This is a genomic window from Methanosphaerula palustris E1-9c, from assembly GCF_000021965.1.
GTDB lineage: Archaea > Halobacteriota > Methanomicrobia > Methanomicrobiales > Methanospirillaceae > Methanosphaerula > Methanosphaerula palustris.
The window spans coordinates 96,808-111,035 of record NC_011832.1 but is presented as its reverse complement, the minus strand read 5'-3'; the positions used below and the strand labels follow the sequence as shown (position 1 = coordinate 111,035).

The window sequence follows — 14,228 nt, the reverse complement described above, 5'->3', positions numbered from 1 at the left end:
CAATGGACATGAATGACATGGCTGAAGCGGAGGCGCTCGGATGGGTGATCACTGCGGCACAGAAGGAGAAGCCGGCTCCGACACTGGCAGCGGCACCGGCAGAGAGGAAAAACCAGCGACCGGCAGCCCCGGACTTCGGCGCGATCCCGGCTCTTCTCCAGGCACGTGACCAGTGGATTCTCTGGAGATTGGAGTACCGAGCGGGGAAACCCACGAAAGTACCATACTGCGTCGAGGCGACGGACGACGGAATGCAGGTGAGGCCGGCGAGCACCACCGATCCCGCGACCTGGAGTTCTTTCGATAAGATCCGGGAAGCGTTCGAGAAATTCGTCGCGTTCGACCTGGTCAGCGGGATCGGATTCGTCTTTGTCGAAGGGGACGGCATCGTCGGCATCGACCTGGACCATCAGCGCGATCCCGTCACCGGCCGGTGGGAGGACGGGATACTGGAGAAGATCCGCTCATTCGCCTCCTACGCTGAGATCTCGCAATCCGGGACCGGCGCCCACGTGATCCTGCTCGGTGAGAAACCGGGCACACGATGCCGGAGCGGAGACCTCGAGATCTACGATGCCGGCAGGTTCTTTGTGATGACAGGCCGGCACATCCCACAGACCCCGGCCGACGTGCAGGAGGCCGCAACCGGAACGCTGGAGACCCTGTATCAACAGATCGATCCCGGCCGTCACACCGTCCGGCCCCCGGCGAGGCCCTCCGCTCTTCCGGTTCACCTGGAGGATGCCGAGGTGATCCGGCGGGCAGCGTCAGCCCTGAACGGACAAAAGTTCACCGCACTCTTCCGGGCCGGCGACCTCGGGGAGTACAGAGGAGACCACTCGGCAGCAGACCTGGCCCTCTGTACGATCCTGGCCTTCTGGACAAGGGATCGGAACCAGATCGATCGTATCTTCCGAAGGTCGGCACTCATGCGTCCCAAGTGGGATGAACGGCGAGGTCAGGAGACCTACGGCGGGATCACCATCGACACAGCCCTCTCATCGTCCACCCGGATCTCCCCTGCAACACCGGCGAACGAGACGGAGGCGGCCGGCGAGGATCTCGACCGGCAGTGCAAGGACTACCCGATGACAGATGCCGGCAACGGGGAACGGTTCGCCGCTCGATGGGGAGAGACGACGAGGTACTGCCATCCCAGAAAGATATGGCTCGAATGGGACGGTACGCGCTGGCGTGAAGACCCGAAGCGGGCGGTATACCGTCGTGCGAAGGAGACCGCACGGGCAATTTATCGCGAGGCTGATCGTGAACGCGACGACGCGAAGAGGCCGGCCCTGGCGAAATGGGCTGTCATCAGCGAGGGGAAGAAACGGCTGGATGACATGCTCTTCATGGCATCGAGCGAGGAGACGATCGGGATCCTGTCCGACGAACTCGATGCAGACGGCAACCTCTTCAACCTGACGAACGGGACCCTTGAACTGGATACGCTCACCTTCAGGGAGCACCGGAAGGAGGACCTGCTCACGAAGGTTGCCGGCGTGGCCTACGACCCGGCGGCGGCCTGCCCCCTCTGGGACGCTCACCTCCGGCTGATCTTCGGGGGGAAGGAGGACCTGATCCAGGCGTTTCAGGAACACACCGGATACTGCCTCCTGGACACCAACCCTGAAAATGTCTTTGAGATCTGGCATGGGGCCACCGGCAGCAACGGCAAATCCGTCACTCTCTCCACGCTTCGAGCCGTCTTCGGGGCGTATGCATGTCACATATCAGCAGATACCTTCATGGAGAGCCGGCAGAATAGCGCCTCGGCCCGCCCCGACCTGATGTCCCTCCGCGGAGCCAGGCTGGTCACCGCCGTGGAGACCGATCAGGGAAGGCGGCTGGCCGAGGGACAGATCAAGGCCATGACCGGTGGCGACCCGATCTCCGCCCGCGAACTCTTTCGGAATCAGGAGACCTTTCCCCCACTGTTTACGCCGATCCTGGCCACCAACCACGCCCCCGTCATCCGGGGGATGGATGGTGCCATCTGGAGACGGATCCGGCTCTGGCCGTTCACCGTCGAGATCCCTGATGATCAGAAGATCCCGAACTATGATCAGCGGCTCGCCGGGGAGGGGAGCGGCATCCTGAACTGGATGCTCGCTGGTCTCCGGAGATACCATACAGCCGGCACACTCGCCAAACCCCCTGAACTGGTGGCGAACACCAACGCCTACCGGGCACAGCAGGATATTCTCAAGGGATTCATCCCGGAGCGGTGTATCACAGGAGGGGAGGAGCGATGCCTGAGAACCGAGCTCCATAATGAATACGCCGCATGGTGTGCGAAATATTCCGAAGAGACGCTCCAGCCCAAAGACTTCTATCAGGCGCTGCGTGATCACAATTTCGAGGAGAAACGAGGTAAATTCGGGCGGTACTTTGTCGGGATCAGACTTAAAAATTCCAGGGAACTGGCTGATTTTGAAAAAGAACTGGAGTCGGGGGATGCGAGTTACCAGATCCCCCTCTGATTATCTGGTGACAGGTGACAGGTGGTGACACCTTTTTTGGATAACTTCTCTAGGGTACTCCTGTGGAGAACATATACAAAACAGGTGTCACTCCCTGTCACCTGTCACTTTTGAAAAGCCGAACTATCAGGAACTGGCGCCGGCCGACCCTGTCCATACGGGCAGACCCAGACGCACATCCCGCATACCGCATTGCCGGTCCGCTCCTCCTCCGCCTTAAAGAACCGCTCGCAGGCCGCTGCATCATACCGGGCCTCTCGGGGTTCGTCCGGGTCGAAGCCCCGCCCGGTGAACGCCTGCACCGGACAGGCCGTCACACAGGCCTGGCAGGTCCCACACCGGCTCTCCATTGGGGAACCGGTCGGGGTCAGGGGTGCATCGGTCAGCACCGTCACCCAGCGGACCCGGGGCCCGTGGTCAGGCGTGATCAGGAGGCAACTCCTGCCGATCCATCCAAAACCGGCGAGATGGGCGGCAAGCTTCTGTGAGAACGGCCCGCAGATCCGATCGTTATCGGTCCTCTTCGATGCCGGCACCGGCAACGCCCGGTATCCCTCCCGCTGGAGTCTGTTCGCCACCCGCATGGCGATCTGATCGAGCGTAGTGTTCACCACATCATAGGCATGGTGCTTATAGAGAATCCCGCCTCCGTTCCGCTCCCGGTCGGGCAGCAGGTCGACGATGGGATCGATGAGGGCTATTCCCATCGTCACCCCGAACGGGTACTGACCGATCGCCGGCCCGCCCTGCTCGATGATGAACTCCCGGGCCTCTGTCAGGTCCGCGACACCGACATAGTCGACTCCGAGCGATTCCGCACATGACTGTATCCGATCTCCGATATCCATGCAATCTCCTGGTACAGTGATCTGAAACACTGATCTGAGAAAAAGATTGAGGAGGGATTCGCTCTCTCCTCATTGCAGGGGGCTATCGAGGTAGGCATCCAAACCCCCCGTATCCATATGTCGCTTGAATCAGCCGGCTCCGTCAGGAAGCCACGGGTGGGTTAAACCATGCGCCAGACGGAGAGCGCGAAAAAAAAAGGAATTTTCGTGATGATTACCGATAGATCGGCACCAGGTTCTGATATGACCGGCACGGGTACTTCATACCCCCCGGTCAGAAGCGACCTTCAACCCATAGAGACTCTGACGAGCATCGATGAAGTGAAACCGCTCTGATATGATATCTGCTTCCCGCAATCTGCTGATTGCATACCTGACAGTCCGGGAAGGGAGCGTGGTCTTCTGGATCAGATCCTTCTGGGTCTGTGCACCATCCGTCTCGATCACCCTGTACACGAGCTTCGCCGAAGGGGGCAGGTGGATCATTCGGTCTGCAGAGCTCTTCACGGGATTTTCATGTGCGGAGACAAAAACGATCACTCATGATTTCTCACACTACTATCTAGGAGTTCACAATTGTTAACAATTGTGATCTGCAGGTCATGGCTCCTGATCGATGACCACCAGACTGACCGTCCCTGCAAGACAGCGGTTACAGAATTCGATGAACGCAGAGATGTTATCCGACATATCGGCACAGAGTGACTGGGTGAGATACAGGGTGATCACCGGATCTTTCCCCTCATCCTGAAGCGTGGTGAAGAGATCGCCCAGCAGAGAGAGGATCACCCGGAAGTTCACCCGCCTCGTGATCCGGATATGCCCGGTCCCCTGTTGATCGATCAGCACCCGATACTGATCTGTCCTGGAGATCAGTCGTTCAGAGGACAGGGATCATCATCCCCGCGGTGCACACCGTGCTGAGTAAATCCATGATAATATCTACAGAACCCCCTGAGGATATACAAAAATAGATGTTCATCAGAGAGGGGAAAGAGATTAACTGAGTCCCTCACTCCCTGCTGGTGGATATGATGTGCTCTTGGGGGCCTCCTCGTCAGCGTCCTGCCCGATGATCCGATCAGACCAGCTGGAAGCCCACTTTTTGAGTTCTTCGGCATCGAGCGGAGCGGGAACATACCGCTTCTGATTCTCGACAATCCCCTTCGCAAGCCTTCGATAGACATCGGCCTGGGGGGAGTCAGGATCCCGTTCGATGACCGTCTGCCCCCGGAGTTCACTCCTGGTCACGGCCAGAGATCGCTCCACGTAGCCTGCGACGGTCGTCGACGTATGAACGGCGAAATCATCGATGATCTCCCGCTGGACCGGCTTGCTCATCGAGTTTGCGATGATCCCGCTGAAGAGAGCTCCACCATTGTTCGCATACTTCTTGATCCCCTTGAAGAGATTATTGGCGGCATAGAGAGCCATGAAGTCGGAAGAGGCGACGGTATAGACCTGCTCTGCCACTCCTTCCCGGATCGGGACAGAGAAACCACCGCAGACCACATCGCCGAGCACATCGTACAGCACGATATCAGGGGAGAACTCCTCAAAGACCTTCTTCTGTTTCAGCAGTTCGATGGCCGTGATGATTCCCCGGCCTGCGCAGCCGACTCCGGGCTCGGGCCCGCCGGCCTCGACACAGAGAACCCCATTGAATCCTTTGAAGACGATATCTCCGATCTCGATCTTCTTTCCACTTCGCAGGGCGTCCAGCACCGAGGGGATCGACTCCCCGCCACGGAGGTTGTTGGTCGAGTCGGCCTTGGGATCGCACCCGATCTGCATGACAGTGAGGCCCAGTTCAGAGAGGGCTGCAGAGAGATTTGATGAGGTCGTCGACTTTCCTATACCTCCTTTTCCATAAATGGCAATATTACGTGATGCTGTCATCTGGTCACCATACGATTATTGGGATTGAATTGATAAATACGGTCAGAATTGAGCAAAATTTGGCTCGTACTACCGATATTTCGGGATATTGCGGCAAGATCCTGTGACTGTCCCCAGAGATTGATCCAGGAGATGAGAGAAGAGTGGTAAAAGACGTAAAGGGCGATCTGCATCGGGGAACAACCCTTTGGACACCAGATATACAAAAAATAGAGGAAATCCCCCTGAAGGGATCTCTTCAGGACCAGATCTAGAGCGGACCGGCGAACGGGCTCATACTGTCCTCCATCAGAGTCAGACCTCCCGAGAAGCCGGCATAGTTCCGTTCAAGGATCAGCCGGTTCAGGGTTGGGAAGGCCACGCTCAGCGAGAGGGCCGAGAACTCCTCCATAGCAGTCGGTGCTTCGAGAGAACTGGCGTACAGGAACATGAAGGACCGTCCCTTCAGGTTCTGGCGGATCTTGTACGAATCTGCCTCGAAGATCACCTCTGGTCTGACCGGAGTTTCGAGGTGGCCCGCGATCGCATCGACGATCGCGTCCCGAACCTCGTCAGGAGGGCTGTCGGTGATCTGGACGATCTCCGGCAGGTACCCCATCTCGTTGGTCAGATAGTTGGTGATACTGACTGCCGTGCCCGCATCGGCCACCACCGCAAAGTACGGGTGCGGACGAACGAGCAGGTGCATATCACCGAGGTGTTCCATCACCCGATAGACACGTTTCTCCTCTTTTTTGATCACCGCTTCGACCCGGTCTGAGGGGATGCCCAGCGTCTCTGCAATGGTGCGGAGGAAGACTGAGGTCTGCTTCGGGCCGATCGGCACGCCGGGAAAGGTCAGGTACGGGGTGTTGAACTTCTCCTTGAGGAGCTCTGCGATCGCGTGCCCGTTCCATGGTGACAGGACCAGGTTGTACTCGGCCGCAGGGATGGCCTTCAGCCGTTCAAGACCGTCCGGTTCGGTCAGGATCACGTTCGCCTTCACCCCGATCTCTGCGAGGGTCTCCTTGATCACCCGCGACTCTCCTTTCCAGAAGATATGCTGGTCTGGGACGATTCCAAAGACGTTGACGGTCCCCTTCTCCACCGGTAACTCCGTCAGGAACTGGTCGATGACCGAGGTGAAGAAGAGTTCGTACCCATCGTACGAGGTCCCCTTGAACCCGCTGGTGTTGACGAAGACGATCGGAACCTGCTTCCGAAACTCCCCGACCACCGAGGCCATGTCGTCTCCGATCAGGGACGGGACACACCCGGCGATGACCGCATAGAAGGTGCCATTCATCAGTTCCGTCGTCGACTGGATGAGCTGGCGGAGTTTCTTCTCCCCGCCGAAGATCACGTGCTCCTCGACCAGCCCCGAGCAGGGAGTGTTGGTCCCTCCGATCGGCCCGCCGGCGTTCTGCCCTGCGGCGTAAAACTGGCCGAAGAGCTGGGCGATACCACAGCCCGCTCCGGAATGAAGGATCGGAACCACACCGTAGATCCCGGTGGCTGTGGCGTACGCGCCGGCAAGGGCGCAGGAGTACCGCGGTGCCTCCATGATCGACGACGAGGTCGTCTCTGTGCTGGTCTGCTGCTCGTCAGATTCTGATAAAGTCATTCTTCCTCCCTGGCGAGGTAGTGGAGCGGATCGGGCTGCTGATACCACCACTGCTTGTAACTGTCCTCGGTCTTTTTGAGCATCAACTCCTGGAATGCACCACTCTTGAGTGCCTGAAGCAGGAAGTTGCCGAAGGCCACGGCCCCGGCATAGCCCGACTGGGTGGACCAGGGGCTTGCGTCACCACGGAGCGCATGGATCCTGGTCACCCCCTTCTTCCGTTTGAAGGCCCCGCCCTGGAACGGGCAGGTCAGGGTGATATCCGGGTCGAGCTCCCTGGTGATATGGGACTGTTCTGCAGCCTGGAAGGTGTTGACCAGGATGTTGAAGTCCCCGTACTTTTTGATCAGCCCTTCGAGCTCCTCGAGGATCAGGTTATCGAAGTCCTGGCACATCGCCGCAGGAGATGAAAGCCCGAGTTCGTCGAAGTAGGGAAGTTGAGCAAGTAACCTCCCCTGTCCGAGTGAGCCGAGTACAGAGATCTTCGAACCGTCCTTCTTGATATGGGCCAGTTCGTCCTTGATCCGCTCGATCTGCGGAACCCAGCGCTTATGCTCCTCCTCGATCAACTGCTCGACTTCGACCTCTTTGCCGGTGTACTTTGCGATCTCCCGCAGCCAGGCGTCTGTATTTGCAATCCCCATCGGCGAGGGATAGAGGAAGAACGGAACTCCGTACTCCTGTTCAAGACCACGGGAGAGATAATCGGTGTAGGTCGGGCAGATCGGGGCGGTGACCGCGGCCTCGGAGAGCTGCTGCAGTTCCTCGACGGTGGCGAATTCCGGGATGAAGTTCACCCGAAGACCGAGTTTGGTGAGCAGCCGCTTGATCTCAAGCCGGTCCTGCCAGGTATAGGAGAGCATACTCGCCACATTGACGAGATCCTTCTGCTTCTTCTCCGGTTTTCTGACCAGATACTTCAGCACGCCATGCCAGAACGCGTCGTACCCGGTCTGGACCAGACGGGACCTGACCCCCTCACAGTGGATCGGGACCAGCACGGCCTTGGTCACCGGCTGCATCTCTGCGACGACTCCTTCGATATCCTCACCGATGATCCCTGAGGTGCAGGAGGTCATGATGAAGATCGCCTTGGGGGAGTACCTCCGCTCGGCTTCCCGGATAGCTTCCTTCAGTTTCTCTCCTGCACCATAGACCACATCGTTCTCACGGAGATTCGTCGTGATCCAGTGAAGTTCAAAGTTTGCAGGTCTGCCAAGCTCCACCGGGACCCCCCGGTAGATCTCCCGGTACCCGAGGGCCGCGGCAGAGCAACCGACCGGCGCATGGTAGATCGCGACTGCATCCCGAATCGTACCGATCCGAACAGAGAGGTAGAAGTTCAGGGCACATCCCGAGGTCTGCTGAAATTTACGATTATGACCTCTCAGGCATCCGTTCCGTGCATCCTCCGTAAGCTGGCTTGCCTTTCCGTAGTAGACATTGATCCCGGAGGCCCGTTGCTCGCGGTTCGGAGAGGTGGGCTGGGAGAGATCAATCTTTTGGATCAACGGTTCTTCAATGGTTACCATCTGGCGATCACTGGTAAAACAGTCTCCTGGTGCAGATAAAGCGGCTGTCCAACCAGCAATAATTGGCGAAAATTACCGGTTTTCCCGGAACTTGCGGCAATTGTAGGGATCATCCCCTATCGATCCCGGCAAACCTTTCCTATTGCTGATCATGGAGAACTGATCGGGATCCTCAGCGTGATCATGATATCACCGACATGACCACACGTTCCTCAGAATAGCCTTTCATCCAACTACAGACCAGAGAGACACCTCCATCAAAAAAAGGGCCGGCCCGCTCACTCCAGAAAGTTGTGCTTTAAGTTCATGATATCCCGGAACGGGATCACCCCGAGCAACCGGTCCTCCCCGTCGACCATCGGCAGGGCCCGGAGATTATACCGTTCGAAGAGCGTATACGCCTCCTTCAGCGTGCTCTCCGGGGTCAGGGCGATCACCTCGGGGATCATGATCTCCCGCATCAGTGCTTCGTCCCCGGCCACGAGCAGTTCCTTGATATCCAGCACCCCGATCAGATGCTGGTCCGAGTCGACGATGTACAGGTACATCACCACATCCATCCCCCGGGCCGCCGTCTGGTACTCCACCCGCACCTGCTCGGCCGTCTTATCCGGCGGCACCATCAGGCAATTCATCGTCGCATAGTTCAGGATCGTCTCCTCCTGCTTCTCGAGGATCGCCCTGATCTTTCGCGCATTCACCGTATCGAGCAGTTCGAGGAGTTCGTTCGCCTCGGTATGCGGCAACACTGAGAGGAGGTCGGCGGCCTGGCCGGGGGTCATCTCATCGATCAGCTGCACCACCCGATCCCGGCTCAGCGACGAGACCAGCTCGCGCTGCACATTCGGCTCGATCTCCTCCAGCGCATCCGAGGCCGTCTCGGTCTCCAGCTCAGAGAAGATCATCACCCGCTGATCCGGATCCAGCTCCTCAAGGATGTCGGCCAGGTCCATCGGATGGATCTTCTCGAGCGTCTCCTTCAGCACCTTCAGCTTCACATTCCCCCGAAACCCGGTGATGGTGGAGGGGAGCGGCTGGATGAACCGCCAGGAGATCATCTCCTCGTCCATCCCCTCGCCATGGGCATAGATGTACGTGGCCAGCCACTTCAGCCCGATTCGGCGGAGCAACCCGAACCGGCTCGTGTCCACATCGGTCACATAGACGACTCCGTTCCTCCTGACCAGCCGAACATCGTAGACCATCTCCACCTCCTTGTCGTCGACATCGATCACCTTCTTGTCGAGGACATAATCCTTGAGGAGGACGGCACCGGCCGCCGGGTCCTGCTCGAACGCATCAGGACTCTCCACCGCAACCTGCACCCCCTGCGACCCGATCGCAGAGACCCTGTCGATCGGAATCAGCAGTTGATGATGGCCGAACGGTCTGGAGACCACGATATGCGTCACCTGCGGCAGCGGCTCGGTCTCCTGAATGACCAGGTCCGACAGCTTCCCAATCTTCTTCCTGCCGGTCACCCGCCGCCCGATCACCTCGCTCAGAAATATCTCCTGATCCGTTCCGGTCTGTACCTTCATTTCAGCATCTGTCATTCCTTTCACCCCCTCTACACCAGCAGCGTCACGAACTTGTACCCCAGCAGCACCACCAGGAAGATCAGGTACAGCCGCAGAAAGAGCAGCACGACGCTGACCATCCGGGTCATCTTGATCCGTGGGTGCCGGTACTTCCGATTGATCTCGGTGATCGGCGCGAACCGTCTGGCCAGCCACCCCTTGACCCCCTGCCCATCGATGTGGTCAGGGCCGGTCATGATGCACCGCCGAAGATCCCCGGAAAGAGGGTGTTGATCGCATACATCGTCGAGAGGACGATGATCAGCGCCACGATCGCATAACTGACCACATTCTGAAGGAGCGTGTTCCTGTACTTCCCCATGATCTCCTCATTGTTGAGGAGCAGGATCAGAAAGACCAGCGCCGCCGGCAGCAGCGTGACTGCGATCACCTGGACGAAGAGGGTGATCACCACCAGCGGGGCTTTCGGGATCAGCACCACCAGGCCGGCCGTGATCAGGGTCGCGAGATACATCACGTAGAACCACGGCGCCTCCCGCACCTTGTTGTTGAGCGAGTGCGCCCATCCGAAGACCTCCCCGAACGCCCAGGAACTGGCCAGCGAGATACAGATCGCACCGAGGAACCCGGCATTGAAGAGGCCGATCGCGAGCATCGTCCCGACAAAGGGGTGGACCGTCATCAACAGAACCGAGGCCTGGGCTGCCGAATCCACCACCGTCCCGCGGAGGACCGTCCCGGTCACCAGCACGATGAAGATCGCCACGATCACCGTGACGAACGAACCGAGCAGGGTATCGAACTTCCCCCAGGGGATGTCCTTCTCGCTCATCCCCTTGTCGACAACCGCGCTCTGCTGGAAGAAGACCATCCAGGGCGCGATCGTCGTCCCGATGTTCGCCATCAGGATGAAGAAGAGGTCCCCTGAGAGGCCGCCGGGGAAGTTCGGGATCAGCCCATGGCTGATGATATCAGGGACTGACGGGTGGACCAGGAACGCAGCCGGGATATAGACCAGGTTTAAAACACAGAAGACCATCGCGATCTTCTCCCAGGTCCAGTACCGCCCCTGCAGCACCATGCCGAACATCACCAGACAGACGATCGCGATCGTCAGCGGCGCCGGGATGCCGAAGATGCTCAGCGCTGCCGTCATCCCGATGAACTCGGTGATCAGAGTCAGCCAGTTGACAAGCCCAAGATCGAAGAGTGAGAACCAGCCCCAGAACGAACCGAACGCGTCGAAGATCGCCTCGGCATGCCCGTGCTTGGTGACAGCCCCGAGACGGACCGTCATCTCCTGGACAAAATAGGCGACCGGGAGCAGCAGTACGAGAAACCAGATCAGGTTATACCCGTACTGGGCACCGGTGGTCGCATAGGTGGTGATCCCGCCGGCATCGTTGTCCGCGATCATCACGATCAGCCCCGGCCCGGCGAGGAGGAGATAGAGCTTGAAGGCCTTGGAGAATCTCCGGTAGTTGTAGTACGAGCGTGCTATTAGGTTCATCTGCGTCATCCCCTGTCATATCCATCGTAATCTCCCTACCCAGTTCATGGGGCTCTCACCCCCAGCGGCAACGCTCTCTCCAGAGTGTTGTACTGAATATACGGGCTATACTATGAATAGTCTTCTTCGCAACCCAGGCACGTGAGGTTCTCATTCAACAAATAACGAAAAAATGTGCGAGATTTACCGCGTTCCGGCCGGGGGGTCGCAGTATCGAAAAAAGGTGAACTGTTCAGTTCTTCCGCTTCAGAACCATCGCCTTCCCGCCCCCAATGACTGCAATTCCAACCGTAACGATCAGGATCAGGATGATCGTGAGGGTCAGATTATCCTTGACCACGGGGACGTTCCCAAAGAAGTATCCACCGAGGACGAAGAGCACCACCCAGGAGACCGATCCGATCAGTTCATAGATGGTAAAGACCCGGTAGTTCATCTGCCCGACCCCTGAGAGGAATGGGATGAAGGTCCGAACGAACGGGACGAACCGGGCGAAGAAGATCGCCTTGGACCCATGCTTCGCAAAGAAAAATTCAGCCTGCTCGATGTACTCCTTCTTGACAAACCGATGCTCACCGGTGAGGAACGCGCCCCCGAGCCGGTGACCGATCCAGTAGTTGGTGTGATCACCGAGAACCGCTGCCACGATCAGCAGCGGGATCAGGATCTCCACCTTCAGCGAACCGGTCACCGAGAGCGCCCCGGCGATGAAGAGGAGCGAGTCCCCTGGAAGGAACGGAGTCACGACCGCCCCGGTCTCGATAAAGATGACCAGAAACAGCAGCAAGTACGTCCAGATCCCGTACTGCTGGATCAAAAGGTTCAGATGAGTATCGATATGGAGGATGAAATCGATGAGAAAGAGCAATATATCCATCGTTATGATAGAGATCTTACCCCAGAGTATAAAGTCATTCCAGTCACAAACCTGGACTGGCAACGAAGGGGAAGACCGCCCGGGCAGTACATTTATTTATGACCAGAAGGAGACCTCTCTCCATGGTACAGCGATCTCTGGCCATGGTCCTCCTGATCATGGCCTGCATCGCTCTCTCTGCAGGGCCGGCGCTCGCAGATCAGGGCATTACACTTCTGAACAGCACATCCAACATCACAGCATCCGGCAGCATGGATGCGAACCAGACCGCCGCACAGGCGAACGTTTCGCAGGGGAACGTGATGATGCTGAACGTCTCCACCAACCAGGAGGCCCAGCGCTGGTCCACCCTCGGTGCGAACCTCACGACCCAGGGCAACTACACCGGGGCTGTGGAAGCCTATCAGAAGGCGGTCAGCATCGATCCCAACTCCTCGGTCACCTGGTTCAACCTGGGCAACACCCAGAAGGCGGCAGGCCAGCCTGAAGAGGCGCTGAAGTCGTACAACCGCTCCCTGACCCTCGACCCGAAGAACAAGCTGACCTGGTTCAATCAGGCCAACACCCTGGCTGTGAACCTCTCGCGGTACTCTGACGCCATCGCCTCGTACGACCAGGCCCTGGCCATCGACGGCAACTACTCGAAGGCCTGGTTCAACCGGGGCGTCACCCAGCAGACCCTCCTGCTGGACAGCGATGCCGTCACCTCGTACGACCATGTCCTCGCCCTGAACATGAACGACTCAGTGGCCTGGAACAACCGGGGGCTGGCCCTGCAGAACCTCTCCCTCTACAAGGAAGCAAACGAATCGTTTGTGAACGCGAGCCTGACCGACCCGCGGAGAACCGCAACCACCCAGACCACCACCCGGGGATCCCCGCTCCCCATCGCCGTACCGATCCTGGCCCTCGTCCTTGCCGGCTGGTGCATTGCCGCCAGGCGAAGATAATCACTCCCTCTTTTTACCAACGTTAAAAATTCTCGGCAGTACAGCGATGGCTCTCAAGAGAGCAGACAGACGAGACAGAACGACGAACTGAGAAAAGAAAAAAAGATTAGATGTAAGGGTTCCGGAGACCCTTGCCGACACCGAACGTTGCACGCTCTGCGAGCGTCTTCTGGTTCTTGGTGATCTTCTCGGTGGCCAGCTTGGTGACCAGGTCAAGCCCTGGCTTGACAGAGTCCATCGGCTTGGTCTCGAAGCATCCGGCTGCAATAGCCTTTGCCCAGATGTCCCCGCCGTTCTTTGTCCTGACAAAGACCGTCGACCAGCCGTCTGGCGTGCCGACTGAACCAGTCGAGACATCCGCAAGGTTGGAGACGTAGTCAAGGCAGACGTGGCAGCCTGCCTGCTCGTACTTGTGGGTGATCTTCAGAGGCAGCTGCACGGATGCGCCGCGGCCGGTGTAAACCCAGAACTTGCCCTTCCCGATGTCCATCTTGGTGACATTCTCGAGCTTGGTGTTCGCGTGGTCCTCGACCAGCTGAACGATCGACTGGTACGGGAAGTTCTCCATGCAGAAGATACCGACTGCAAGGGCGATCTTGTCGGGGACGTCCCGCAGGCCGACCGGATAGAGCTGCCCCTTGCGGAGCGCCTGGATCTGGCAGGGTGTGCCGACGATACCGACCTTGTCGAGCCCGTAGGATCTGGTCGCTTCCTTGATCAGCTGCATGTTCGGGCTGATGTTGTACTTGGTGCCGCGTGCTGCGAGCAGCTCTTCAACGGTGGTTGCGACGACCGGGACGGGCTTCCATGGCTCGTCGCCAGGCCCTGCTACAATCGCGCCGTCGATGATACCCTCTTCGAGCGCATAGGCAAAGAGCTGGGTAACGATCCCGCCGTCCTGTGCACCCTTGAGGATGCTCTTATCAGTGCTGCGTGCTGCAACAACCGATGCGTAGTTTCCGAGGAAATTATCTGATACCATCTT

At 58.4% G+C, this 14,228-nt stretch carries 13 protein-coding genes; 2 read left to right on the top strand and 11 right to left on the bottom strand.

What is annotated here, in order from left to right; all coding sequences use genetic code 11:
• The first annotated feature begins 2 nt into the window (after window positions 1–2).
• Entirely contained in the window at window positions 3–2,483 is a 2,481-nt protein-coding gene (locus MPAL_RS00510; RefSeq protein WP_048144956.1) for a phage/plasmid primase, P4 family, read from the top strand.
• Between the two features lie 104 nt (window positions 2,484–2,587).
• Here MPAL_RS00510 and MPAL_RS00505 read toward each other — a convergent pair whose 3' ends face one another.
• The 10 genes from MPAL_RS00505 to MPAL_RS00460 all read right to left on the bottom strand — a co-directional run bounded on the left by MPAL_RS00505 (window position 2,588) and on the right by MPAL_RS00460 (window position 12,293).
• Window positions 2,588–3,331 carry a 4Fe-4S double cluster binding domain-containing protein gene (locus tag MPAL_RS00505; protein ID WP_012616811.1) on the bottom strand — a complete coding sequence of 248 codons (744 nt, stop codon included), beginning with the start codon at window positions 3,329–3,331 and terminating at the stop codon, window positions 2,588–2,590.
• Between the two features lie 261 nt (window positions 3,332–3,592).
• Window positions 3,593–3,838 (bottom strand): winged helix-turn-helix transcriptional regulator, encoded by a 246-nt coding sequence (locus MPAL_RS00500; RefSeq protein ID WP_236610405.1) that lies wholly within the window; start codon window positions 3,836–3,838, stop codon window positions 3,593–3,595.
• Window positions 3,839–3,931: 93 nt separating this feature from the next.
• Entirely contained in the window at window positions 3,932–4,180 is a 249-nt protein-coding gene (locus tag MPAL_RS00495; protein ID WP_012616809.1) for a hypothetical protein, read from the bottom strand.
• Window positions 4,181–4,330: 150 nt separating this feature from the next.
• Window positions 4,331–5,230 (bottom strand): nucleotide-binding protein, encoded by a 900-nt coding sequence (locus tag MPAL_RS00490; protein WP_012616808.1) that lies wholly within the window; start codon window positions 5,228–5,230, stop codon window positions 4,331–4,333.
• A 250-nt stretch (window positions 5,231–5,480) separates the two neighbouring features.
• Window positions 5,481–6,833: a nitrogenase component 1 gene (locus MPAL_RS00485; protein ID WP_012616807.1), complete on the bottom strand. Its 1,353-nt coding sequence runs from the start codon at window positions 6,831–6,833 to the stop codon at window positions 5,481–5,483.
• Complete coding sequence (locus MPAL_RS00480; protein WP_012616806.1) at window positions 6,830–8,365, bottom strand: nitrogenase component 1; 1,536 nt, start codon at window positions 8,363–8,365, stop codon at window positions 6,830–6,832. Before MPAL_RS00480 ends, MPAL_RS00485 begins: the two co-directional genes overlap by 4 nt.
• 278 nt (window positions 8,366–8,643) lie before the next feature.
• On the bottom strand, window positions 8,644–9,921 hold the full coding sequence (locus MPAL_RS00475) for a magnesium transporter MgtE N-terminal domain-containing protein (protein WP_012616805.1): 1,278 nt from the start codon (window positions 9,919–9,921) through the stop codon (window positions 8,644–8,646).
• 14 nt (window positions 9,922–9,935) lie between these two features.
• Window positions 9,936–10,142: a hypothetical protein gene (locus MPAL_RS00470; protein ID WP_012616804.1), complete on the bottom strand. Its 207-nt coding sequence runs from the start codon at window positions 10,140–10,142 to the stop codon at window positions 9,936–9,938.
• Window positions 10,139–11,416: an Nramp family divalent metal transporter gene (locus tag MPAL_RS00465; protein ID WP_012616803.1), complete on the bottom strand. Its 1,278-nt coding sequence runs from the start codon at window positions 11,414–11,416 to the stop codon at window positions 10,139–10,141. The genes MPAL_RS00470 and MPAL_RS00465 overlap by 4 nt, the downstream gene beginning before the upstream one ends.
• Before the next feature lie 232 nt (window positions 11,417–11,648).
• The gene (locus MPAL_RS00460; protein WP_012616802.1) at window positions 11,649–12,293 is read right to left on the bottom strand and encodes a VTT domain-containing protein; all 645 of its coding nucleotides are present in this window, start codon (window positions 12,291–12,293) and stop codon (window positions 11,649–11,651) included.
• A 122-nt stretch (window positions 12,294–12,415) separates the two neighbouring features.
• Between MPAL_RS00460 and MPAL_RS00455 the strand changes: the two genes are divergently transcribed.
• Window positions 12,416–13,243 carry a tetratricopeptide repeat protein gene (locus MPAL_RS00455; protein WP_012616801.1) on the top strand — a complete coding sequence of 276 codons (828 nt, stop codon included), beginning with the start codon at window positions 12,416–12,418 and terminating at the stop codon, window positions 13,241–13,243.
• Window positions 13,244–13,349: 106 nt separating this feature from the next.
• Here MPAL_RS00455 and frhB read toward each other — a convergent pair whose 3' ends face one another.
• Entirely contained in the window at window positions 13,350–14,225 is an 876-nt protein-coding gene (gene frhB / locus MPAL_RS00450; RefSeq protein WP_012616800.1) for a coenzyme F420 hydrogenase subunit beta, read from the bottom strand.
• Between the last annotated feature and the right edge of the window lie 3 nt (window positions 14,226–14,228).

Excerpts from the sequence above, each read along its gene's own strand:
- MPAL_RS00465 (WP_012616803.1), bottom strand. The coding sequence starts at position 11,416 with ATGAACCTAATAGCACGCTCGTACTACAACTACCGGAGATTCTCCAAG.
- MPAL_RS00475 (WP_012616805.1), bottom strand. The coding sequence starts at position 9,921 with ATGACAGATGCTGAAATGAAGGTACAGACCGGAACGGATCAGGAGATA.
- MPAL_RS00455 (WP_012616801.1), top strand. The coding sequence starts at position 12,416 with ATGGTACAGCGATCTCTGGCCATGGTCCTCCTGATCATGGCCTGCATC.
- MPAL_RS00470 (WP_012616804.1), bottom strand. The coding sequence starts at position 10,142 with ATGACCGGCCCTGACCACATCGATGGGCAGGGGGTCAAGGGGTGGCTG.
- MPAL_RS00490 (WP_012616808.1), bottom strand. The coding sequence starts at position 5,230 with ATGACAGCATCACGTAATATTGCCATTTATGGAAAAGGAGGTATAGGA.
- MPAL_RS00480 (WP_012616806.1), bottom strand. The coding sequence starts at position 8,365 with ATGGTAACCATTGAAGAACCGTTGATCCAAAAGATTGATCTCTCCCAG.
- MPAL_RS00460 (WP_012616802.1), bottom strand. The coding sequence starts at position 12,293 with ATGGATATATTGCTCTTTCTCATCGATTTCATCCTCCATATCGATACT.
- MPAL_RS00485 (WP_012616807.1), bottom strand. The coding sequence starts at position 6,833 with ATGACTTTATCAGAATCTGACGAGCAGCAGACCAGCACAGAGACGACC.
- MPAL_RS00505 (WP_012616811.1), bottom strand. The coding sequence starts at position 3,331 with ATGGATATCGGAGATCGGATACAGTCATGTGCGGAATCGCTCGGAGTC.
- frhB (WP_012616800.1), bottom strand. The coding sequence starts at position 14,225 with ATGGTATCAGATAATTTCCTCGGAAACTACGCATCGGTTGTTGCAGCA.
- MPAL_RS00510 (WP_048144956.1), top strand. The coding sequence starts at position 3 with ATGGACATGAATGACATGGCTGAAGCGGAGGCGCTCGGATGGGTGATC.